The 19,389-nt window shown below is 63.1% G+C and carries 15 protein-coding genes; 5 read left to right on the forward strand and 10 right to left on the reverse strand.

Annotation, left to right across the window (positions count from 1 at the left end):
- Positions 1 to 328: 328 nt before the first annotated feature.
- The 3 genes from ACIGJE_RS29885 to ACIGJE_RS29895 all read left to right on the forward strand — a co-directional run bounded on the left by ACIGJE_RS29885 (position 329) and on the right by ACIGJE_RS29895 (position 2,701).
- Positions 329 to 1,669: an aspartate aminotransferase family protein gene (locus tag ACIGJE_RS29885; RefSeq protein ID WP_483680412.1), complete on the forward strand. Its 1,341-nt coding sequence runs from the start codon at positions 329 to 331 to the stop codon at positions 1,667 to 1,669.
- Between the two features lie 140 nt (positions 1,670 to 1,809).
- The gene (locus tag ACIGJE_RS29890; RefSeq protein WP_483680414.1) at positions 1,810 to 2,334 is read left to right on the forward strand and encodes a hypothetical protein; all 525 of its coding nucleotides are present in this window, start codon (positions 1,810 to 1,812) and stop codon (positions 2,332 to 2,334) included.
- A 97-nt stretch (positions 2,335 to 2,431) separates the two neighbouring features.
- A complete protein-coding gene (locus ACIGJE_RS29895; RefSeq protein ID WP_440725153.1) occupies positions 2,432 to 2,701 on the forward strand; it encodes an Hpt domain-containing protein in 270 nt (89 codons plus the stop codon).
- A 15-nt stretch (positions 2,702 to 2,716) separates the two neighbouring features.
- Here the strand turns inward: ACIGJE_RS29895 and ACIGJE_RS29900 are convergent, their stop codons facing one another.
- The 7 genes from ACIGJE_RS29900 to ACIGJE_RS29930 form a co-directional block, all read right to left on the reverse strand.
- A complete protein-coding gene (locus tag ACIGJE_RS29900; protein WP_483680415.1) occupies positions 2,717 to 4,144 on the reverse strand; it encodes a glycosyltransferase family 2 protein in 1,428 nt (475 codons plus the stop codon).
- Positions 4,141 to 5,115 carry a HEAT repeat domain-containing protein gene (locus ACIGJE_RS29905; protein WP_483680416.1) on the reverse strand — a complete coding sequence of 325 codons (975 nt, stop codon included), beginning with the start codon at positions 5,113 to 5,115 and terminating at the stop codon, positions 4,141 to 4,143. The genes ACIGJE_RS29900 and ACIGJE_RS29905 overlap by 4 nt, the downstream gene beginning before the upstream one ends.
- 65 nt (positions 5,116 to 5,180) lie before the next feature.
- A complete protein-coding gene (locus ACIGJE_RS29910) occupies positions 5,181 to 6,944 on the reverse strand; it encodes a YaiO family outer membrane beta-barrel protein (RefSeq protein WP_483680418.1) in 1,764 nt (587 codons plus the stop codon).
- On the reverse strand, positions 6,941 to 7,336 hold the full coding sequence (locus ACIGJE_RS29915; RefSeq protein ID WP_068281395.1) for a response regulator transcription factor: 396 nt from the start codon (positions 7,334 to 7,336) through the stop codon (positions 6,941 to 6,943). Before ACIGJE_RS29915 ends, ACIGJE_RS29910 begins: the two co-directional genes overlap by 4 nt.
- Before the next feature lie 22 nt (positions 7,337 to 7,358).
- Entirely contained in the window at positions 7,359 to 8,861 is a 1,503-nt protein-coding gene (locus tag ACIGJE_RS29920; protein WP_415085431.1) for a hypothetical protein, read from the reverse strand.
- Positions 8,862 to 8,947: 86 nt separating this feature from the next.
- On the reverse strand, positions 8,948 to 9,343 hold the full coding sequence (locus ACIGJE_RS29925; protein WP_311943947.1) for a response regulator: 396 nt from the start codon (positions 9,341 to 9,343) through the stop codon (positions 8,948 to 8,950).
- A 4-nt stretch (positions 9,344 to 9,347) separates the two neighbouring features.
- A complete protein-coding gene (locus ACIGJE_RS29930) occupies positions 9,348 to 11,783 on the reverse strand; it encodes an ATP-binding protein (protein ID WP_311943946.1) in 2,436 nt (811 codons plus the stop codon).
- Between the two features lie 308 nt (positions 11,784 to 12,091).
- On the opposite strand from ACIGJE_RS29930, the gene ACIGJE_RS29935 reads away from it, so the two are divergent.
- On the forward strand, positions 12,092 to 15,220 hold the full coding sequence (locus ACIGJE_RS29935) for a LysM peptidoglycan-binding domain-containing protein (RefSeq protein ID WP_415085428.1): 3,129 nt from the start codon (positions 12,092 to 12,094) through the stop codon (positions 15,218 to 15,220).
- 116 nt (positions 15,221 to 15,336) lie between these two features.
- On the opposite strand, the gene ACIGJE_RS29940 is transcribed toward ACIGJE_RS29935, so the two are convergent.
- The gene (locus ACIGJE_RS29940) at positions 15,337 to 16,380 is read right to left on the reverse strand and encodes an EscU/YscU/HrcU family type III secretion system export apparatus switch protein (RefSeq protein ID WP_367626039.1); all 1,044 of its coding nucleotides are present in this window, start codon (positions 16,378 to 16,380) and stop codon (positions 15,337 to 15,339) included.
- A gap of 142 nt (positions 16,381 to 16,522) precedes the next feature.
- On the opposite strand from ACIGJE_RS29940, the gene ACIGJE_RS29945 reads away from it, so the two are divergent.
- Positions 16,523 to 17,347, forward strand: coding sequence for a tetratricopeptide repeat protein (locus ACIGJE_RS29945; protein WP_311943942.1), 825 nt, complete (start codon positions 16,523 to 16,525; stop codon positions 17,345 to 17,347).
- 139 nt (positions 17,348 to 17,486) lie between these two features.
- On the opposite strand, the gene ACIGJE_RS29950 is transcribed toward ACIGJE_RS29945, so the two are convergent.
- Positions 17,487 to 17,960, reverse strand: a complete 474-nt coding sequence (locus ACIGJE_RS29950; RefSeq protein WP_415085129.1) for a hypothetical protein — start codon at positions 17,958 to 17,960, stop codon at positions 17,487 to 17,489.
- 14 nt (positions 17,961 to 17,974) lie between these two features.
- A complete protein-coding gene (locus ACIGJE_RS29955) occupies positions 17,975 to 19,318 on the reverse strand; it encodes a type II and III secretion system protein family protein (protein WP_415085131.1) in 1,344 nt (447 codons plus the stop codon).
- Positions 19,319 to 19,389: the final 71 nt, after the last annotated feature.

Raw genomic sequence — 19,389 nt, forward strand, 5'->3', positions numbered from 1 at the left:
ACTACCGGAAACGGGACTTGGCGTCCTCTCTCATGATCTTGTGCCGATAAATGTGGAATGTCCACAAAAAATGCGGAACTTTCCTCACATCCACATGCAATCATCCAACCCGGCCGGTTTCATGTATTGACCAAACGGATAAATTTGGCGTCGTTTTTTGCATAGTTTGAGAGATGCGATGACACCCGCTCCTGATATTCTTCAAAGTCTGTGCTGAGGGTGTTTGAAGATTGTGGAACCTCACACACAACTCGATGGTGGTTGCAAAGTTGCTCGTCTCCTCCGGGAGATGCCGTCAGCCATCCCCCGAACCCGCCTGGACCCTGCCATGCAGATCGAGAAGGAAATCCTCGCCCTCAACGCCTATGACCCGCAAGCGGCCAAACCGAGCGACGAGCAGGCGCGCCGCGCCGTGGAGCGGCGCCTTGGCACTTTCGGGCAAGGCGCGGTGCTGTTCTATCGGGAGCCCATCGAGGCGGTGAGCGCCGAGGGCGTGTGGATCCAGGGGGCGGATGGCAGGCGCTATCTCGACGTCTACAACAACGTACCCTCCGTCGGGCATTGCCATCCGCGGGTGGTGGAGGCGATCCGGCAGCAGGTCGGCAGGTTGAACATCCATACGCGCTATCTCAATGCCGTCGTCGACGACTATGCCGAGCGCCTGCTGGCGACCCTGCCGGAGGCGATCGGCAATCTGGTCCTCACCTGTACCGGGAGTGAAGCCAACGACCTTGCCCTGCGTGTCGCCCAGGCGGCGACCGGTGGCACCGGCTTCATCGTCAGCGAGATGGCCTATCACGGCAACACGGCGGCCGTGACCGACATTTCGCCGTCGTCGCGCCCCGGCCGCCCGCTCGCACCGCATGTGCGCACCGTCCCGGCGCCCGATTCCTATCGCAAGCCGGACGAACATCCCGGCGAGGTCATGGCCGCCGCCGTGATGGCGGCAATCAAGGAGATGGCGAGCAAGGGCATCCGCTTTGCCGGCATGATCGCCGATACCATCTTCTCGAGCGATGGCGTCCACGCCGACCCGCCCGGCCTGCTGGCCCCGGTCATCGCCGCCGTCCACGCCCAGGGCGGCCTTTTCATCGCCGATGAGGTCCAGCCGGGCTTCGGGCGCACCGGCGATGCGCTCTGGGGCTTCCAGCGCCACGGCATCGTCCCCGACATCGTCACCATGGGCAAGCCTATGGGCAACGGCTTCCCCATGGGCGGCATGGCGCTGAGACCAGACCTGCTCGCCGCGTTCAACGCCCGCGACAAATATTTCAACACCTTCGGCGGCAATCCCGTGGCCGCGGCCGCGGGCCTCGCCGTGCTCGACGTGATCAGGGAAGAGGGTCTCATCGAGAATGCCCGCGATGTCGGCCGTTATCTGCGCGACAGCCTGAGGAAGATCGCCAACCGCCATCTTGCCATCGGCGAAGTGCGCGGCGCCGGCCTGTTCATCGGCCTGGAATTCGTCACGGACCGCGAAAGCAAGACGCCGGCGCCGGAAACGGCCAGCGCCATGATCAACGGGCTGCGCGAGCGCGGTGTCCTGATCGGCGCCGCAGGCGCCTATGGCAACACTCTGAAGATCCGCCCGCCCCTTTGCTTCCGCCGGGAGCACGCCGACGCCTTCGTCGACCATTGCGATGCGGTCCTGGGCCAGATTCGCGGCTAGAAAAGCGACTTCACGGTCGCCTTTGGCAGGCTGTATTGGCGCAAAACCATGCTGCGAAGCCTCGCAAGCAGCCTCAGGCCTCACTTACTCCACACCTGGATGATCACATTTGTTCAACCACGGTTGAGTAGGAGCGAGTCATGCATAGTTCGTCTCTCGTCGCGATCTTGTCGTTGTCGCTTGCGGCAGTAACATCGGCATCTGCGCAGATGCTCGGCGAGAAATACACGCGGTATCCCGACCAGCCGGCCTGCACGCTTTTCGTCTCCCTCGATAAAATCAAGTCAGGACGCCCGCTTCCTTCCGATTGCATCAAACTGCGGCAATTCCAGAAAGTGACCTATCAACGCAATGTCGGGGGTTACGAAGTCGTCGATGTCGGTGGCCGTATCTATTTCACCTTCGGAAACTGCAACTACGCCGGCAATACCAGCCCTTCAAAGAGCTGCTTCACCTTCAGGTCCAACACCGCGGACATGAAGGCTGACGATGTCAGATCTGCCGAACGCAAGGCAGCAGACACCAAGCGGCGCCTGGACAAATGCCTGCAACCACAGGTGCCGGCCCGTCCTGGTGAGCAGAGGGCTGCGCCACGAAACTGCACGTCGCTTGCCGCGACATACAGGAACAACAAGATGAATTTGGATCGCATTCGCGCCCAATAGATTGTGTGCTGCGCGCCGCCCGGCGCTGTAGGATGGGTCCGCTTCGTCCCGAACACAGGAGGCTTCGATTATTGAAGATCCCATTGCGCGCCTGCGGCTGCGGTTTATCGAACGCGCGCATGGCCAGCTCGCTGCCCTGAAGACGCTTGCCGACGACCAAATAGCAGTTCCTTCGGAAAAACACGCAGATCTCGTCAGGATCGCGCATTCGCTGTCGGGTGCCGGCGGCACTTTCGGCTTTCCCGAGGTGAGCCGCTGCGCATTCGAGCTTGAAACGGCCCTTACGGCGCCCGACGGCACGGATCAGGTCGCCATTCAGCAGCACCTCGCTCGGCTTATCGCGGAACTCGAATCAGCCTTGGCATGATGGGGCGGCAAAGCGCTATTTGCCTGCCCCCGACAGACCCGTCCTGGTCATCTCGCCCCAGTTCTGGTCGGAACGCAGATATTGCCACCACCCTTTGATACGCCAGAAATTGTTGAGCTGACGGTAGCCGAAATTCTCGACCACGGCAGCCAGGGTCAGGATGGCCAGATCACGCGCTCGCGGGAAGCGCTGCAGTTCCATTTCCTCCAGCACCAGCGACCCGACGCTGACGCACACGCCGTAGACGAAGACCAGCGCGGCAAAGGCCAACATATAGGGCGTGGACAGGAAGCCGAGGAACCAGCTCACCGGGATCAGGACATAGCCCAGCACCTCGGCGATCGGCCCGAGCACGTCGACCACCAGGATGTGGCCGAGGCCGAGGAAGCCCACGCGGCCATAGCGCGGCCTGAACAGCATCGAGCGATAGCGAAAGAAGCATTCGAGCGCGCCACGTTGCCAGCGTGAACGCTGGCGGCCGAGAACGCCAAGCGTTTCCGGCGCCTCCGTCCAGCATACCGGTTCGGGAATGAACTGGATGCGATAGGGCCGCCCCGCATCGATCATGTGGCGATGAAGCTTGATGACGAGATCGAGATCCTCGCCCATCGAGCCCTTGGTGAAGCCTCCGACGGCGACGACCTCGGCCCGGCGAAACACCCCGAAGGCGCCCGAGACCAGCATCAAGGTATTGATGCGGCTCCAGGCCAGCCGTGCCATCAGGAAGGCGCGCAGATATTCGACGATCTGGAACAGCGGCAGCCAGCGCCTGGGCAGGTTGACCTCCTGCACCCGGCCGCTTTCGATGCGCGAACCGTTGGCGATGCGAATGGTTCCGCCCACTGCGATCACACGCTCCGGATCCTCGATGAAGGGCTGGACGGCGCGCATCAGCGCATCCGGCTCCAGGATCGAGTCCCCGTCGATGACGCAGAAGACAGGCGCCCGGCAGACATTGATGCCGGCATTCTGCGCATCCGCCTTGCCGCCATTCTCCTTGTCGACCACGAACAGCCTTTCGTTCATGGGCGAGGAGTAGAGGCCGCGGATCGGCTTGTGCTTGAGGGCGTCTTCATGTGGCCGCTGGAACTTCACCAGCCGAAAGCCCTCGATCAGACGCTGCAATGTCTGATCCTTGGAGCCGTCATTGACCACCACCACTTCGAAATTGGGATATTCGAGCGCCAGCATCGAATGGACGCTCTCGACGATGTTCATTTCCTCGTTATAGGCAGGCACGATCAGGGCGATCGGCGGCGCGATATCGGCATAGCGATGCCATAGCAGAGCCGAGCGCGTAACGGGCGGCCGCCGCGAAAGCGCATAAGCGGCCACCAAGAGCTGCAGCAGATAGACCAGCGTCTGAATCAGGCCCAGGGCAATGATGAGCCAGGCGAGGATGCCCGCTCCTAGCGTAGCGTAGTGAGCCCAGTCCGACATCATGCAGGTCCTTCCGCGAGAACGAGCGAGGCGATGCGCTGGCGAAGGGAGGTCTCACCCGCGGCGACTTCGCGCAATCTGTCCTCGCCCAATGGCGGGATGCCGCGCATGGCTTTTGCGGCCGTGTAGCTCACCATCCAGATATCGTCGTCCAGCAGCACGAGGAGAGGCGCGACGAAATCCGGCAGCCCCAGGCGACCGGCGGCCTCGGCCGCCTCCGCCCGGACGCTCCAGTCGCCATGGGCCATGGCCTCGGTGAGAACGGGGACAGCATCGGCATGGCCGAGCAAACCCAGGGCCCGGACTGCCGCTGCCGCGACGTCGGGAATGGCCTCCTTGGCTGCCTGCTGGAAGAGGTCATTGAGCCGATGGTCGCCCGTCCGGGCCAGGGCCTCGATCGCCGCAGACTTGACGAAGGCCGTGGTATCGGGACGGGCAATATGGGCCTTCAATTCATCGAAACGATCGGCCGGCAGACGCCTGAACAAATCGACCAGGCGCCGGGAGCGCTGGCCGGTCAGGCCGATCTGGCGCAAGACGGCATCGAGTGGAGGCAACGCGTCAAGATCGCAAAGAGCGATCGCAGCCGCAAGACGCACCTCCCGAGAGCGATCACGTTCCAAAGCCGTCTGCAGCGCGGCTGCCGTGTCGTTCGACTTGAACTTGGCCAACATCTCGGCGGCATGAATGCGCGCGGCGGCATTGCCCTTGCGAAGTTGGCGACCTGCTTCGGCGGGCAGATCACACTCGGCAAAAAGTGCGATGACGGCATCATGCTCATCTCCCCGCAACAGGGCCAGGAACTCGAAACCCGCATCCAGGGCCACGCGTGGCGGAACGCTGGCGACCACTTGCTTCAGGACCTGACGGTCGCGGTCGTGGGAGAAGGTGATCAATGCCCTGAGCACGGTCTGGCGGGCTTGTGCCTCGGCCGCCTTCCGGCGCTGCTTGAGCAGGCGCCGAAGGATCAGCATGCCCATGACCAGGAGCGACAAGACGCTCAGGACAATCGAAATGGACCATATCAGCCAGAGCATGATCAGAACCGGGCGGTCAGGCCAAGACCGAAGGTATTGCGATCGAAGGCCCGGCGCCTTTCATGGGCGAAGCTGGCCCTCAGCGTCAGGTCGTCGGTAAGGTCATAGGCAGCACCACCGAAGACGGAGCGGGTTGGCACCAGGGAGCCGTCCGAAATCTCGGGAGCATCGGCATAGCCCGCGAACAGCGACAATCGCGGCGTCACCACGACATCGGCCCGAAGCACATAGCCGTCGGCGCGGGTATCAGCATCATCGCGTGCGTGCACCCAGCGGGCCGATAGGCCGAGGCGGCCATCAAAGACATAACCCTGGATCCAGGGCGAAATCGTCGTCACCCGCGTGTCTGCGAAATCGTCATAACGGGCATCGACATTGAGAAACAGCGGGCCGACGCCGTTCGTGCGGGAAACCGCCTGCCAGGAAGCACCGGTGCCGACGGAATAGCGGGCCAGAAAATCCGCGCTCGGTGTCGCAGCGACCAGGGCATAGGCCGAAAATCGCGAGGAGAAAGCGTGGTCGACACGCCCTTCGACCTGCAGGTCCGTCTGGCCGAAACGCGTGGCGAGACGGGTCTTGCCCGAAACGGTGGTGCTGGGCGTCAGGCGGTAGGACAGGCCGACGATGCTATCCGTCCAGTTTCCCTGCCCCGCCGTCAAGGCGCTGACCTCGCTGCCGATGTCGAAACGCCATTTGCGAGGCGGCGGCACGGCCAGTCGCTGCGCGATATCCTGGGAATGGGGCTCGATGGCCAAAGCCTGGCGATAGGCCTGTCGCGCCGCATCGTCATCGCCCTCTGCCCGGCTGATATCGCCAAACCCCACCAGGGCCTCGCTGTTGCGAGGCTCCCGCGCCAGGACCTGTTGGTAGACCCGGGCCGCGCGAGCATGGTCGCCTTCGAGCATGGCGATCCGCCCCGCGAGGACAAGGGCTTCCGAATTGCCGGGTGCGTCGGCCAGGACGGAGTCGATGCGGGTCCTGGCAAGCGCGACATCGCCTTGCCAAAGAGCGAGCCGCACCTTGCCGAGCCTGGCGTCGAGCAAGGAAGGCCTGATCCGAAGAGCGGCATCGAAAAAACGGCCTGCCTCCTCGAACTTCTGCTGGAAGCCCGCGACCAGGCCGAGCGCCACCAGCACGTCCGTATTGCCCGGTGCACGTTTGAGGGCATCGCGATAGACCTGCTCGGCCTCGGCAAAGCGCCCGGCATTTCTGAGCTTCCGGCCCTTCTCCAGCAAGGCCCCAACGGGATCCGGACGAGGCTTGGATGGGTGAGGCTTGGATGGGTGAAAAGCCTTGGCGGGGCCGGGTTTTACAGGCCTCGCGGTCGCCGCCTGCTTCTTCGCTGCCTGCGCCTTGCGGAGATTGGCGAGAAGCTGTGCAAAATCGCCATTGTCGGGATGCTCCTGCGCGAGCGGTTCGACGAGCCCGAGCGCCGCATCCAAATTCCCGGAGCGGAACTCGATCTCCGCCAGCCCGAACTTGGCGTCCGCATAGGCAGGTGCGAGGGCAAGCGTCTTGGCGAAGGATTCGCGGGCAGCCGCAAGATCGTTGCGGCCGAGTTCGACGAAGCCCAATTGCACGAGGGCATCTGTATTGTCGGGCTTTTGTGCCAGGACACGTCTGAACAGATCGGCAGCCTCGTCAAAATGCTGCTGCTGACGGGCCTTGACGCCGGAAGCATAGAGCTCATCGGAGGTCTGGGCCGAAGCAGCCTGCCCGAGCGCCAGAAGAAGCGTCAATGCGACGGCGCCCGCCCGCCCTTTCATCCGCGCCTGCCCTGCCGCCGCGAAACCAGGCGTGCCAGCCGCGCCAGTAATTCCTCGGGAATGAAGGGCTTGACCAGATAGTCGTCCGCCCCCTTCTCCAGAGCGGAAACGATGTCCTTTTCCCCCTTGCGGGCCGTCAGCATCACAACCGGAATCGCAGACAGGTCGGGATCGTTCTTGATGCGGGCCAGAACCTCGAATCCGTCCGATTTCGGCATCATGGCATCGAGTACGACGATATCCGGCCGCTCCCCTCCGACCCGGGAAAGCGCTTCCGCACCATCGACCGCCTTGACGACGTCATAGCCCTTTGCCTGCAGCCGAAACTCCATGAGCTCCAGCAACAAGGGGTCATCGTCGCAGATCAGGACCTTTGTCTTCGCAGCACTCACTTGCACTGTCCTACGTCAACCGTCACTGCCCCGGCCCAAGCAATTCATGGATCAGCAAGCCACCGAACCCAGGCCATGCCGACAATGTCCGCTCAAGCCTTCTTCGAGCCTCTGCCAGGGTCTGGCGAGCATTCATAAAGCTGATTCGCGATGAATTCACCTCAACTTCGTGACTTAGCGAAAAAACAGGTTTAGTTTTTGAATCGGAGATCTGTTCGGTCAGTATTCGTACAGCGCCCCCATCTTCTGAGCGATCAAGCAGAACCTCGCCGCGCCGAGCTCGAACATATGTTCTGTGATATTCGTCAGGAACTGTACCGTTTTCGAGCGCGATGCCAACCGGAATTGCATCAGCGCCCTGCCAATTCAGCCATGGCTGCGCGATTTGCTCGACGATTGCCGGGTCGGTGCGATAGGCCATTACGGCAATTGACCCGATCGATCCACGCACACTTTCCAGAGCCTGCTCGCCCGCCGCATCATCGATCATCCAGAAGGGCAGCACCACTTCGATGGGCTCGCCAAACACCTGCGAAAGCACTTTGACGGTCGTCGCCCACTCACGCCATCCGGCAGCACGATCGGCGGCATATTCGGGCCGGAGATAGGGCTCGATATCATATTGGAACGAACGCAGCCCAGGAGCGGCCTGTTTGAAGCGCTGCAATATCCTGGCCCGGTCGAGTGCATGGGCACGCCCGGCAGACGTGGCCATTGCCGCATCGCCCTCCACCGCATGCACGGCGATATCGGCGCGAGCGAGCACTTCGATCAAACGGACAATCTGGGCAGCGTCCTCGACCTGCCCCCCCTCGATGCGCAATTGCACATAGAGACGATCGACCCCCTCGCGCCGGGCTTCGTCCACCAACCGGCCGGGATCGGCGAGCCAGGGTCGCAGGTCCCAGATCCAGCTCCCGACGCCCCGATGGTCTCCGACACTATCGGGGACCAGGTGCAAAGCCGAGATCGTCACCGTCGCGTCGCCCTGCGGGCAGGTCACGACCAGGTTGCGGACACCGTCGGTGTTGCGCCAGGTTGCCGAAGGGATGGACGAAGGTAGGGCCTGCATGCCGCCGGAGGGGCGCTCGGGCGCATCCTCGCCCGGCGCGGTCAGGGCTAGGCCGAAACCGGTCGAACCTTGCCCCTCGATGCGCAACGCCCCCCGCATGCCGGGCGGGAGCCGGTATCCGGCCGCGCTGAATACCACGCCGGCCGGTCGACGCCCCGGGGAGCATCGGATCACGACCCCCGCTGTATCCGACGACAGTTGGACGCGCTCCTCCACCCCAAAAACGCGATGATCGAGCAGAGGGAGCAAATTGGCCTCGAAGGGAAAGGAGGCCGGCCGTGATGGCCGCTTGCTGTCCTCCTGCCCAGGCCGGACGACCTCGGTCGGCTTGAAAAGTCCATTCTCCTTCACACCGATGACGACGAGCTTTTCGGGTGTGGCCGTAAGACCTGGCATGGGAAAGGACCATTCCTTGCCCTCCGAGGCGAAGGCAACCGACATGAACGGAGACAAGCACATGATCTCAATGGCAGCGAACAGGGCTAGCGAACAAGCCCGATTTTTCCATCCTGTCCGAATGAACCGCACCAGTCAGACCTTCACAAAAGCTGCCGGCCTGATCCACGCTCCTGAAGCAGTCTCTTCACATCCTTCGCCAACGCCATGGGATCAAACGGTTTTGCGATCACGCCGATCGCGCCCATGGCACGATATCGCACGACCTCATGCGTTTGGGTCCGGGCGGTGACGAAGGCGACCGGAATTGCAGCCGTTCGGGCCGATGCAGCCAGCTGGCGCAGCGTTTCCGGTCCGTCCATGCCCGGCATCATGACATCCAGCAAAACCAGATCCGGCTGCCACTCTGCGGCATCGACGAGCGCCCTGCTGCCCGAGGCGGACGAACGCACCTCGAATTGCGGTTCGAGCTCCAGGGAGATCTGGGCAATTTCCCGGATGTCATCCTCGTCGTCGACATAAAGGATCTTGGTCGGCATCGATTCACTCCCCGGGGGTCGTCGCATGGATATGAATATCGAAGGTCGGTAGCAAGTTCTTGACGAGCCTTGCCACATCCAGCTCGGACGTCTTGGTCTTGGTCATGATGGCCCTGACGCGATCGCCGAGATTTTGGTCGAGCTCCACGGCCGAGAACACGATGACCGGCGTCTCGGGCGGCAGATCCTTCAGGAGGTCGAGCCCGGACCCATCCGGCAGCCCGATGTCGAGAATGACCAGATCGAAGCGCTGCAGCGCAATCGCCTCCTGGGCCTGCACCAAGGAGCGGGCCGAGGAAATGCAGACATCCGGCCCCAACCCTTCCGACATCACGGTCAGGACACCCTCGTCATCCTCGACATGCAGGATGTTGGGCCGCCGATCGAGCTTGCGGGTGACGATCTTTTCTAGCGCGGCATGAAGACGATCGGGGTCGACGGGTTTCTCCAGCCAGTCCACGATCCCGATCGCCGATCCGTTGAGGGAGCGCCGGGTTTCGTCGGCGACTGCCGAGATCACGATGACCGGAATGTCGGCATTGGTGGCGGAGGCTCGAATATGGCGGAAGAGCTCGATGCCCGATTCCCCGGCCAGCTTGATGTCCAGCGTCATCGCCACATAGTCGCGTGTGCGCAGAAGGGTCTTGGCCGAGGCGATGTCGGGGGCGACATCACTGGTGAAATTCTCCGCATCGAGAAGCATGGCAAGCACAGCGGAAATGTCGGCCTCGTCTTCGCAGATCAGTACCCTGAGCCGGTTGTCCCGCTTGCGCACGATGACGGCCGGTTCCGGCCTGGGCGGCCGTTCCGCTTCCAGGAGATCGACGTGAAAGGCCGTGCCGGTTCCCTCTCCTGTTTCGAAAGAGAGGCTGCCGCCGAGCTTTTCGACAATCGTCTTGGCAATGCTCAAGCCAAGGCCGGTGCCACCCTTGCTGCGGGTGTTCGAGGCATCGGCCTGGGCAAATTTCTCGAAAATCTGATCCTGGAAAGTGTCCGGAATGCCGCTGCCGCGATCGATCACCGATATGCGCAGCTTTCTGCCCGGCTGGCGCTGCAATCGGAGGATTACCGTCTCGCCGTCGGGTGAGAACTTGATGGCATTCGACAGGAGATTGGCCAGGACCTGATGCAGCCGATCCGGATCGAGAACGGCTTCCGCACGAGGGGCGTCGTCCATCAGGGCGATGCGGATCTGCTTTTCGGACATGTAGTTGGTGCTGCCCGCGATGGCTTGCTCCAGAACCGGGCGCAGCGCCGTCCTGGTGACCTGGAACACCATCTTGCCCGACTCGATCTTTTCCATGTCGAGGATATCGTTGATGAGATGAACCAGCCGCTCGCTGTTGGTGTGGGCGATCTTGACGAGATTGGCGGCCTTTGGAGGCAGTGCGCCCGTGACACCGGCGGCGATGAGGCCGAGAGAGCCGCGGATCGAGGTCAGCGGCGTCCGCAATTCATGGCTGACGGTGGAGATGAATTCGTTCTTGAGCTGGGCCGCACGCCTTTGCTCGGTCACGTCGCGATTATAGGTGATGATGCCGACGATCCGCCCGGCCTCGTCACGGAACGGCGCTTTCAATGTCGCTATCCAGCCCTTCCGCTCGTCCGGAAACACGGCCGGCTGATCGATCCGCACCGTCTCGCCACGCTCCAGGGTCGACACTTCGTCCTGTCGAAACTTCTCCGCCAGATCCGTGGGAAAGAAATCGAAATCCGTCTTGCCGATCAGGGCATCCACCGAACCGGCCCGCATGAATCTGGCCGTTGCGGGATTGGCGGCGATGAAACGGCCCTGACTATCCTTCACATTGAGGCAATCCGGCAGCTCTCGCACCATCGCACTGAAGATCAAATTGGCTTCCGCCAGTTCGCGTCGACGCCATTGCCTGTCGAGCAGGACGCCAATGATGATCTGGCTGACGAAGACGAACGACAACAGCGGCAAACCGGCCTGTTTGAAAATCTCGAGACCCGCATGTGATGGAAACAGCATGAAGCCGATGGCGCTGCCGGCAGCGACCGCAGCACCCAACCCGAGAATATCCACCGACTTCCGGCGCCGGCCGCCTATGGCGTAGTGATAGCCCAGCCCGACGGCTGCCGAGATCAGGATGCCTGTCACACCCGGCCATGCCCCTGCGCCGCCGAGATAGAGCCGGAAGGCGATCGCGCACAGGGTGGCAATGGCAGCCGCTCTCCATCCTCCGAAAAAGGCGGCGGAAGCGATGAAGGCGGACCGCAGATCGACGATGAAGCCGGAGGCGATCGGCATGGCCAACAGCATGGATATTATGGCCCCGCCCGCCATCACCGCACCCAGGAGGAGATCCTGAACTTTCCTGGACGTCCGCCTGGCGAGATCCGAAATGATGTCCCATCCCACCAGAAATATCGAGACGAGTGCAAGGTTTGCCAGGAGTGATTGCCAGATCGTACCCATACCGGCCCCAAATCTTGATCGGACTATTCGCCGTCGACCATCGCAGATGGAAATCTTCCGGCAATCAACTCACCGATATCACAAGTGAGATGCGACGATAGTCCAGCCTTTCCCAATGGGCCAGTCCAGGATCTGACGTGTCCGCCTTCGCCTCGCGGAATCCACCAGGCCCGCGCCGGATGGTCCCGGCGTGTCATCAAACCATCATCCACCCCCGGCCATAGTGCTGCCCACAAACTGGCCGCGCAGCCGTTCGCGGCGGATGCGCCGTCGCCATGGCACGACTGATTCTGGCGGGGTAACGCAGCATGTCTTTTCGTATAGATCCGAACGCACGGTTTCGCTTCGATCCGATCCGGAATGTGAGCTTCGCGCTCCCCCCGCAGCAGCAGAAATTCTTCGAATCGCAGATCGACAAGGCCGTGCGCGAGCGTGCCGATGCCGGCGGGCCCAAGCAGCTCGATCCGAAAACGGAAAAGACGGTTATCGTCGAACAGGGCGACAGCCTGTGGAAGATCGCGGCCGAGAGCAATGTCAAGTTTGCGGACCTTATCGCGGCCAATAAGGGGCATCTCGACGCCAATGGCGAGGTGCTGCATCCCAATGATGTCGTCATCGTCCCTGAAAGCGCGCCCGAGCTGGTTGCCAAGTCCGCAGCCGGTGCCGGCGGCGTGCCGTCCGGAGAAAAGGCGTTCCTCGACGATCTCTATGGCCAGGGCAACAAGCTCGGCTACCAGGACGGAATCTCCCTGGAGGAGCTGAAGGCCGGTGGTGCGGCGATCAAGGCCGATATCGGGACCTATCTCGATGCCCTGCCGCCATCCCAGCGCCAGGCGGCTGCCCTCAGGATCGCTGCCTATGACTGGTCGGATGGCGGCCCGGCCAAGGCCAGCGCCGAAGCGGCCATTCGCGAGCGCGGGCTGGAGACCGATCCGGAGGAGGCTTTCGCGAAAGGCCTCTATGAACGCGGCAACAAGGGCGCCGATTCCGACGATCCGAACTATGATTTCGCGGCCGAGCAGAAACAACTCACTGCCGACACCAAGGCCTATCTGGGCGGCTTGCCGGAAGCCGCGCGGCCGGCCGCGCTGCAGCGCCTGTTCGATCGCGACTGGACGGATGGCGGCCCGGCGCAGAGCGCCATCGAAGCGGCCGGCAAGGATCTCGGCATCGCCCTGCGCCCCTCCGGCCATGCCGGGCCGCAGGTGGAGGCCGCGGCGCGCAAGATCATCGACGACGCCAATGCCGCAGGCAGCCCCGGCAAGGCCTTCGAGAAAATGGCGGAGGGCTACGCCAAGGCGACACCCGAGGTGAAGCGGGCCATCGCCAATTCGCAGGATGCCCTCACCCTCATCCAGGCCGCTGCCGACGAAGCGACCCAGCAGCTGAAGAACTACGATCCCAAGACGGCGGTCAGCGACCAGGGCGATGCCGCGACCGTGATGTACAATCTGCGCGGCCTGGTGGACAAGGCCGACCCTGACCTCGCCGTGAAGCTGATGCAGGCCGCCCTGCCCACCATCGAGGCCGCCAATGCCACGCGTCAGCGCGAGATCGGCACCGATCTGATCGGCATGGAAGGCCTGTCCAACCTGATGGCGATCATCGACAAGATAGGCGACGCACCAGGCGCATCGACCATCGTCACGCGCTTCGCCGAGATCGGAAGCTACGACATCAACTCCATCCCCCAGGCCATCGCCAGCGGCTCGCGCCTAGATTACCCGCTTGCCCTCGGCTACCCGGTCGACGAAACCGTCATTCCCAATGTGCAGCAATTTGCGGCCGGCACCGTGAACAAGGATGTCGATGCCTATCTGGAACACACCAAGGAGCTGCAATATCTGATCGCCAGCAAGGGCCCGCTGATGACGCCCGAGCAGCTCACCCAGGCGATCGCCGACTACAAGACGGGCAAGGGCCCGCAATGGCAGCAGAAGGAGCAGGACCTCGCCGCCCAGATCCGCGAGGACGGCAAGAAGCTCCTGGTCCAGATCGACCAGTTGGGCAATCTGCCGCCCGAGCTCGCCCGGTATCAGAAACAGGCCAACGACGCCGTCGCCAAACTGCTCGCCGACGACAAGACCGCGATGGCGCTCAACATGACGCTGACGCAGGAGCCGACCCTGCTCGGCCTGCCCAAGTTCGACAAGCTGGCAGGCACGCTGCGCCTGACGGACCGCGGCCGCAAGATCGTCGAGGAAGCGGCAACCCAGCTGATCCGCCGCACCGTGATCCCCGGCTTCGCCGATTTCGACCCAAGCAATCCGGCGACGTTCAAGAAGGTCGACGATGCGCTCGTCTCCTTCAAGGACGGCAGCATGGCCAAGATGCTCGGCGTCAAGCAGAGCGAGCTCGACAAGGCCGTCAAGCTGGTCGAGGATTCACTGCCAAAGGCCGGTGACACGCCCGCCGAAGTGGAGCGCAAGATGCGCCAGCTCAATGCAGGGCTGGACGACATCACCGACACCAATGGCATCAAGGCCTTCAAGAACGACACGACGCCGGGCAAGATCCTGCGCATTATCGGCACTGCCGCTACCCTGGCGGGCCTGGTCAATACCGGCGTCAACTTTGCCAATAATCCGACCTGGAAGGGCGGCCTCAAGATGGTGATCGATGCCGCCGGCGTCAGCCAGCGTGCGATCGAGCTCTCGCACGGCTTTGGCCTTCTCTCGGGCGGCAACAAGACGGTGGAGGTGTTCGGATCCAGCAGCAAGCCGGCGGTGAAGGTTCTCGGTGCGGTCGGCGCCATCTTCGATGTCTGGAACGCGGTCGACTATTTCAAGGCGGGCGATCCGACGATGGGCAGCCTCTCCCTGGTCGCCGGCGGCGGCACGGTGATGGCCGCGCTCGGCACCGGCACCGCCTTCGGACCGATCGGGCTGGCCGTCGTCATCGGCGCGGTAATCGCCCAGTTCGTCGTGGCGGGCAATCGCGACAATCACGAATTCGAGACCGCCGACGCGACTGCCTTCCTCAAGCATGCCGGCCTGTCGGAAGAGGCTGCCACCGCCTTGAGGAACCAGAGCCGCGAAGGCTACAGCCCCGTGCCTCTCCTCATCCAATATGGCGAACTCAAGGGCTTCAAGATGAACGACCCCACCAGCCGGCAGGCCTTCATCGACTGGATCAACGCCATGCCCAAGGCGGCGCGCGACACGCTGGTGAGCAATCTGCACCATACGCTCGCGGGCCTTAAAGGCGATGCCACCAAACTTCCGCAGACCGCCTCGTCCGATTCCACCTATACGGATCCCTCGCGCTTCAACGCCCGGGAGGATTTCACGGCGCCCGACGACTATGGTTCGGGCGAAGTCACCGTGCATATCGACAACACCGCCTCCAAGGTTCGCAAGGGCAATGCCGGACCGGCTTCTGTGGCGCAGATCGATGTCGCTCTCGCGGCGCTCGGCATCGCCGTCCCGGTGGCCTGACCGGCGACGATGTCCTGGAGCGTTTTCCAGAAAAGCCGACAGACTTCTCGCTCAAGAAAATTCGTTAAAACAAATAGTTAGAGCAAAAGTGCGTTTCAGCCTGAACGCCCTTTGCTCTAGACCAGCCCGTTCTTGACCAGATGGGCGACGATGGCCGGGAAATAGTCGGGCTCGACATAGGCGCCGGGAGCCGTGCGCTCGAACAGGACTTCGGCCAGGGCTCCATCCTCGACGATTGCCAGGTCGAGTTCGCGGGCTTGCACACGCAGGCCCGGCACAGCAGCGCCCTCGCCCTTGCCGACCAGGACGGGAACGGGGGTTTCGCCGCGTACATAGCGCAAACCCACCAGGCGCTCCGGGCCGGCGATGACCAGCACCGCATTGGCAAGGCCGAGCCTATAGGGCCGGCTGGCCGTGTCACGACGCTGGCGCTGAAGTTCCTGTCGAATCAGAGGATCACCCTCCAAGTCCTTGTGTTCTCGCTTGTATTCGGTCTTCGTCATGCGCATGTCGCGCAGAAAGAGGCCACGCTGGATCGGCATGTCGACGAGGCCGACCACGATGAAGGCGAGCGCCGCCGCCCCCCCCAGGGGCGTAAGGATGGCCAGCAGCGTCGGCTCGAGGCAGGACTGGCCGCAGGCTGGAACCTCGAAGAGCGGTTGCAGCCAGGCGGCCATGATGGCGACGAAGACGGCCGCTAGCAGCAGCGTCTTCATCAGGCTCTTGGCGAACTCGACGACATTGCGCAGGGATGCGATGCGCTTCAACCCCTTGGCAGGATTGACATGCTCGAATTGCGGCTTGAGCGGTTCGAAGGAAAACACCGGCCCGCGCGTCGCGATGGTGCTGACCAGAATCGTCACGGCAACGACGACACCCGCCAGCGGCACCACGATATAGAGAAGCGTGAGCATGGCCTGATGAATGAGGGCACTGGCGGTCTGGGCGAAGGGAGCCGATTGCGCACTCGCGACAAGCTCGGCGAATTGCTTGATGCGATCCATGATGCCGGACCCGGCAATATAGAGAAAAGCCAGCGCCGCGAAGATCGAGAAGCCTGAAACAAGGTCCCGGCTGTTGGAAACCTGGCCCTTGCGCCGTGCATCGCGCAGTTTCTTTTCCGAAGCGGGAAGCTTTTTCTCTTCGCTTTCCTGGGACATCTCAGCGCCCTATACCATGCGCGATAACGCTATTTCCTGCGCGATTGTGCATGTTCGCGAGGTTCCTCGTGGATGACCTGCGTATATGGTTTCCGCGGCAGGAGGCTTGCGATATGATCCGGCGGCTTTCAGGAGGATCGGCATGCGGCTGCGCACGGCGTTTTGTCCCGTCTTTGCGATGATGGTGCTTTCGGCCTGCACCACGGCGCATACTGCCAACACGCCCGCTGTCGGCCTGGGGAGCGCATCGAACACGCAATCCTCCCGCCTGATGCGGCTGGCTGCCGATGTCGAGTCGCATGGTGACAAGGGAACTGCGCTCGCCCTCTACGAAAGGGCAGCTGCAGCGCCGGACGCCTCCGCGACGGCCAATGTCGAGGTCGGCGATGCCTATGTCCGTGCCGGCTCCTATCCCAGCGCGATAAGCGCCTATCGCACCGCGCTGGCGAAATCGCCGAAGGATGGCAAGGCCCTGGTTGGGTTGGGCTCGGCCATGATGGCGACCGGCGACAACGAGGCCGGGCTCCGCGCCCTCGGCGAGGGCGCGCAGATCGTCAACACATCCAGCGCCTATAATCGGCTTGGCGTCGCGCAGACCGTGGCCGGCCAGACCGGCCCGGCCGAGGCCTCCTTCTCGCGCGCCCTGGCGCTGTCGCCCGCGGACCTCGACATCAAGGCCAATATGGCGCTCGCCGCGTCCCTCGCCGGCGACGCGCCGAAGGCGATGCCGTTCATCCAGCAGGTCGCCGCGGCTCCGGACGCGCAATTGCATCACAAACGCAACCTCGTGGTCTGCTACGGCCTGCTGGGCCAGGACAGCCAGGTCCGCTCCGCTCCGCCTGTCGGCCTTTCCAGCAGCGAGGTCGATGCGCTGCTGGCCCGCACCCGCTCGATCCGCGCCAAGTCCAGTCCCAAGGAGCGCGCCGAGGCGCTCGGCCTGATGAACGGCGGGGCCAGCGCCAGCTAGGGAAAAACGACTTTTCTCCGAATTGTCATTCTTCTCTAGATCTTTGTTCTGACGCATTTTCTTAGCCGAAAAGTCTGTCAAATTTCCTGGAAAATGCTTTAGGCGATGGCCCGGTCCTTCCCTCGGTCCGAATCCGGCCCTAGTCGGAGGACTGCTGCGTCGCGCCGCCGCCGGCACCGCCGAGATTTTCCGATGAGGATGCATCCCCCTCCTTCTCTCCCAGCAGATATTTGCGGGCCGCGCGCGCGGTCGTGACCCCGGCAGCCGGCCCCATGCGCCGGCCTTCGACGAGATCCCCCTGTCTTTCGGTCATGCGCTGCAGGTTATAGGCATTGGCGCAGCCCGGCGGCAGATGGGCTCCGAGATCGGGCATGGCAGCTTCCACCGTGCCCCAGGCCGGACGCTGGACATCGGCCGGGGGGCCAAGACAGGCATCGGGCACCAGCACCGAACCTGTCGCGCCCTTGGCCGAACCATGGCCGGCATTGGTCGCCACATAACTGTAGCCGGGGGAATAATCGGCTGTCGGGCCGGCCGAGCAACCGGCCAGTCCCATCACGCCGAGGAGAGCCACACCCCGGCAAAGACCCGCCCGCAGCAAATTCGCGCGCATCGCTCCCGTCCTTCCTATTTCACGATGAGGCCCATGCCGGCGGTATTCGCTGGCTTGCGAGCCTTCTTGTTTCGGGCGGGCCGGTCGATCGGGGTAGCAAGGTCATGGCCTCGCACCGGCTGGACGAGATAGGGCGTCACCAGGATCACCAGTTCGGTTTCCTCGCGTTGGAAACGCTCGGACTGGAACAGCGTGCCGAGCACAGGCACGTCACCCAGGAACGGGAATTTCTGCAGGCTTTTCGCGAATCTCTGCTGGAACAGCCCCGCGATCGCGAAAGTCTGCCCGCTTGCGACTTCCACCGTGGTATCGGCACGCCGCACCACGAAGCTCGGCAGGTTGAAGCCGTTCAGGCTGACACCGCCGGAATCGGAGATCGAGCTGACCTCCGGCTTGACGTGAATGGCAATGTGGTTGTTGGGGAGCAGGGTCGGGGTGAAGTTGAGCGAGACCCCGAAGGACTTGTATTCCACCGTCACGGTATCGCGGCTTTGCGGGATCGGCACGGGGATCTCGCCGCCGGCGAGGAAGCTTGCCGTCTGGCCGGTGACCGCGGTCAGGTTCGGCTCGGCCAGGATCTTGACGATGCCGTTGCGCTGCAGCGCCTCGATGAGCGCGCTGACATTGACGGCATTGGATCGCAGGCCAATGCCGAGATTGCCGCCGCCCTCGCTCACACCGCCGGTCTTCAAGAGGCCGAAGGAGAAGTTGCCCGAATTGGCGAAGACGCCCCAGTCGACGCCGAAGGACAGCAATTCGGAGCGCGAGATCTCCGCAAAGCGCACGCGGATGTTGATCTGCTGAGAGCCGGAGATGGTGGTGTCGTTGATCGGCGGCCGATCCGGCTGCGAGTAGGTACGCGCGACATCGTCGGTATCGAGCGCCTCGTCGACGCTGCCGGCATTGCCGCTGGCGACGATGCGGTCCCCGAAAATCGTGAGATTGGTCGCCCCGCGCGGCTGCATCACCTTCTGGGCCCGCTGGGCAGGTCGGGGATCGGTGCTGACCCGGAATTCCGTGGTCGCCTCGACCTTCTGGTCGGCCGTCACGGCGATCAGATTGGTCAGGCCCGGCTTCAGCCCGAAGACATAGACCAGTTGCGGCGAGACGATCTGCAGATCCGCAATGGTGGTATCGGCGACCAGGACGGATTCGACCGGCTGCTTGAAGCGGAACAGCCGCCCCTGCCCCACGGCGAGGTCGACGCTGGGCTTGCTCGGCAGGCTGGTCATGGTCTGGGCATAGGCGCCTTGCACCAGGCCCAGCAGGAGAAGCGCGAAAGCGGCAAGCACGGCCAGTTGCCGATACAGGAGAGACCAACCGATTTCCGGGGCGAGACCCGTTGCATGTGTGACCATGCAAAGGCCGGCCCTGCCGTGACTTGTCATTCCGTTCCTCTCCTGTCGTCTACCGATGGCGCCCGTGCCTG

Source organism: Labrys sp. E2SS-1L, from assembly GCF_057073705.1.

What these genes read in the sequence shown, in the direction of transcription:
- ACIGJE_RS29930 (WP_311943946.1), bottom strand. Translation starts at nt 11,783, where the DNA reads ATGGGTACGATCTGGCAATCACTCCTGGCAAACCTTGCACTCGTCTCG.
- ACIGJE_RS29900 (WP_483680415.1), bottom strand. Translation starts at nt 4,144, where the DNA reads ATGATGTCGGACTGGGCTCACTACGCTACGCTAGGAGCGGGCATCCTC.
- ACIGJE_RS29905 (WP_483680416.1), bottom strand. Translation starts at nt 5,115, where the DNA reads ATGCTGATCCTTCGGCGCCTGCTCAAGCAGCGCCGGAAGGCGGCCGAG.
- ACIGJE_RS29945 (WP_311943942.1), top strand. Translation starts at nt 16,523, where the DNA reads ATGCGGCTGCGCACGGCGTTTTGTCCCGTCTTTGCGATGATGGTGCTT.
- ACIGJE_RS29940 (WP_367626039.1), bottom strand. Translation starts at nt 16,380, where the DNA reads ATGTCCCAGGAAAGCGAAGAGAAAAAGCTTCCCGCTTCGGAAAAGAAA.
- ACIGJE_RS29910 (WP_483680418.1), bottom strand. Translation starts at nt 6,944, where the DNA reads ATGAAAGGGCGGGCGGGCGCCGTCGCATTGACGCTTCTTCTGGCGCTC.
- ACIGJE_RS29935 (WP_415085428.1), top strand. Translation starts at nt 12,092, where the DNA reads ATGTCTTTTCGTATAGATCCGAACGCACGGTTTCGCTTCGATCCGATC.
- ACIGJE_RS29885 (WP_483680412.1), top strand. Translation starts at nt 329, where the DNA reads ATGCAGATCGAGAAGGAAATCCTCGCCCTCAACGCCTATGACCCGCAA.
- ACIGJE_RS29925 (WP_311943947.1), bottom strand. Translation starts at nt 9,343, where the DNA reads ATGCCGACCAAGATCCTTTATGTCGACGACGAGGATGACATCCGGGAA.
- ACIGJE_RS29955 (WP_415085131.1), bottom strand. Translation starts at nt 19,318, where the DNA reads ATGGTCACACATGCAACGGGTCTCGCCCCGGAAATCGGTTGGTCTCTC.
- ACIGJE_RS29890 (WP_483680414.1), top strand. Translation starts at nt 1,810, where the DNA reads ATGCATAGTTCGTCTCTCGTCGCGATCTTGTCGTTGTCGCTTGCGGCA.
- ACIGJE_RS29950 (WP_415085129.1), bottom strand. Translation starts at nt 17,960, where the DNA reads ATGCGCGCGAATTTGCTGCGGGCGGGTCTTTGCCGGGGTGTGGCTCTC.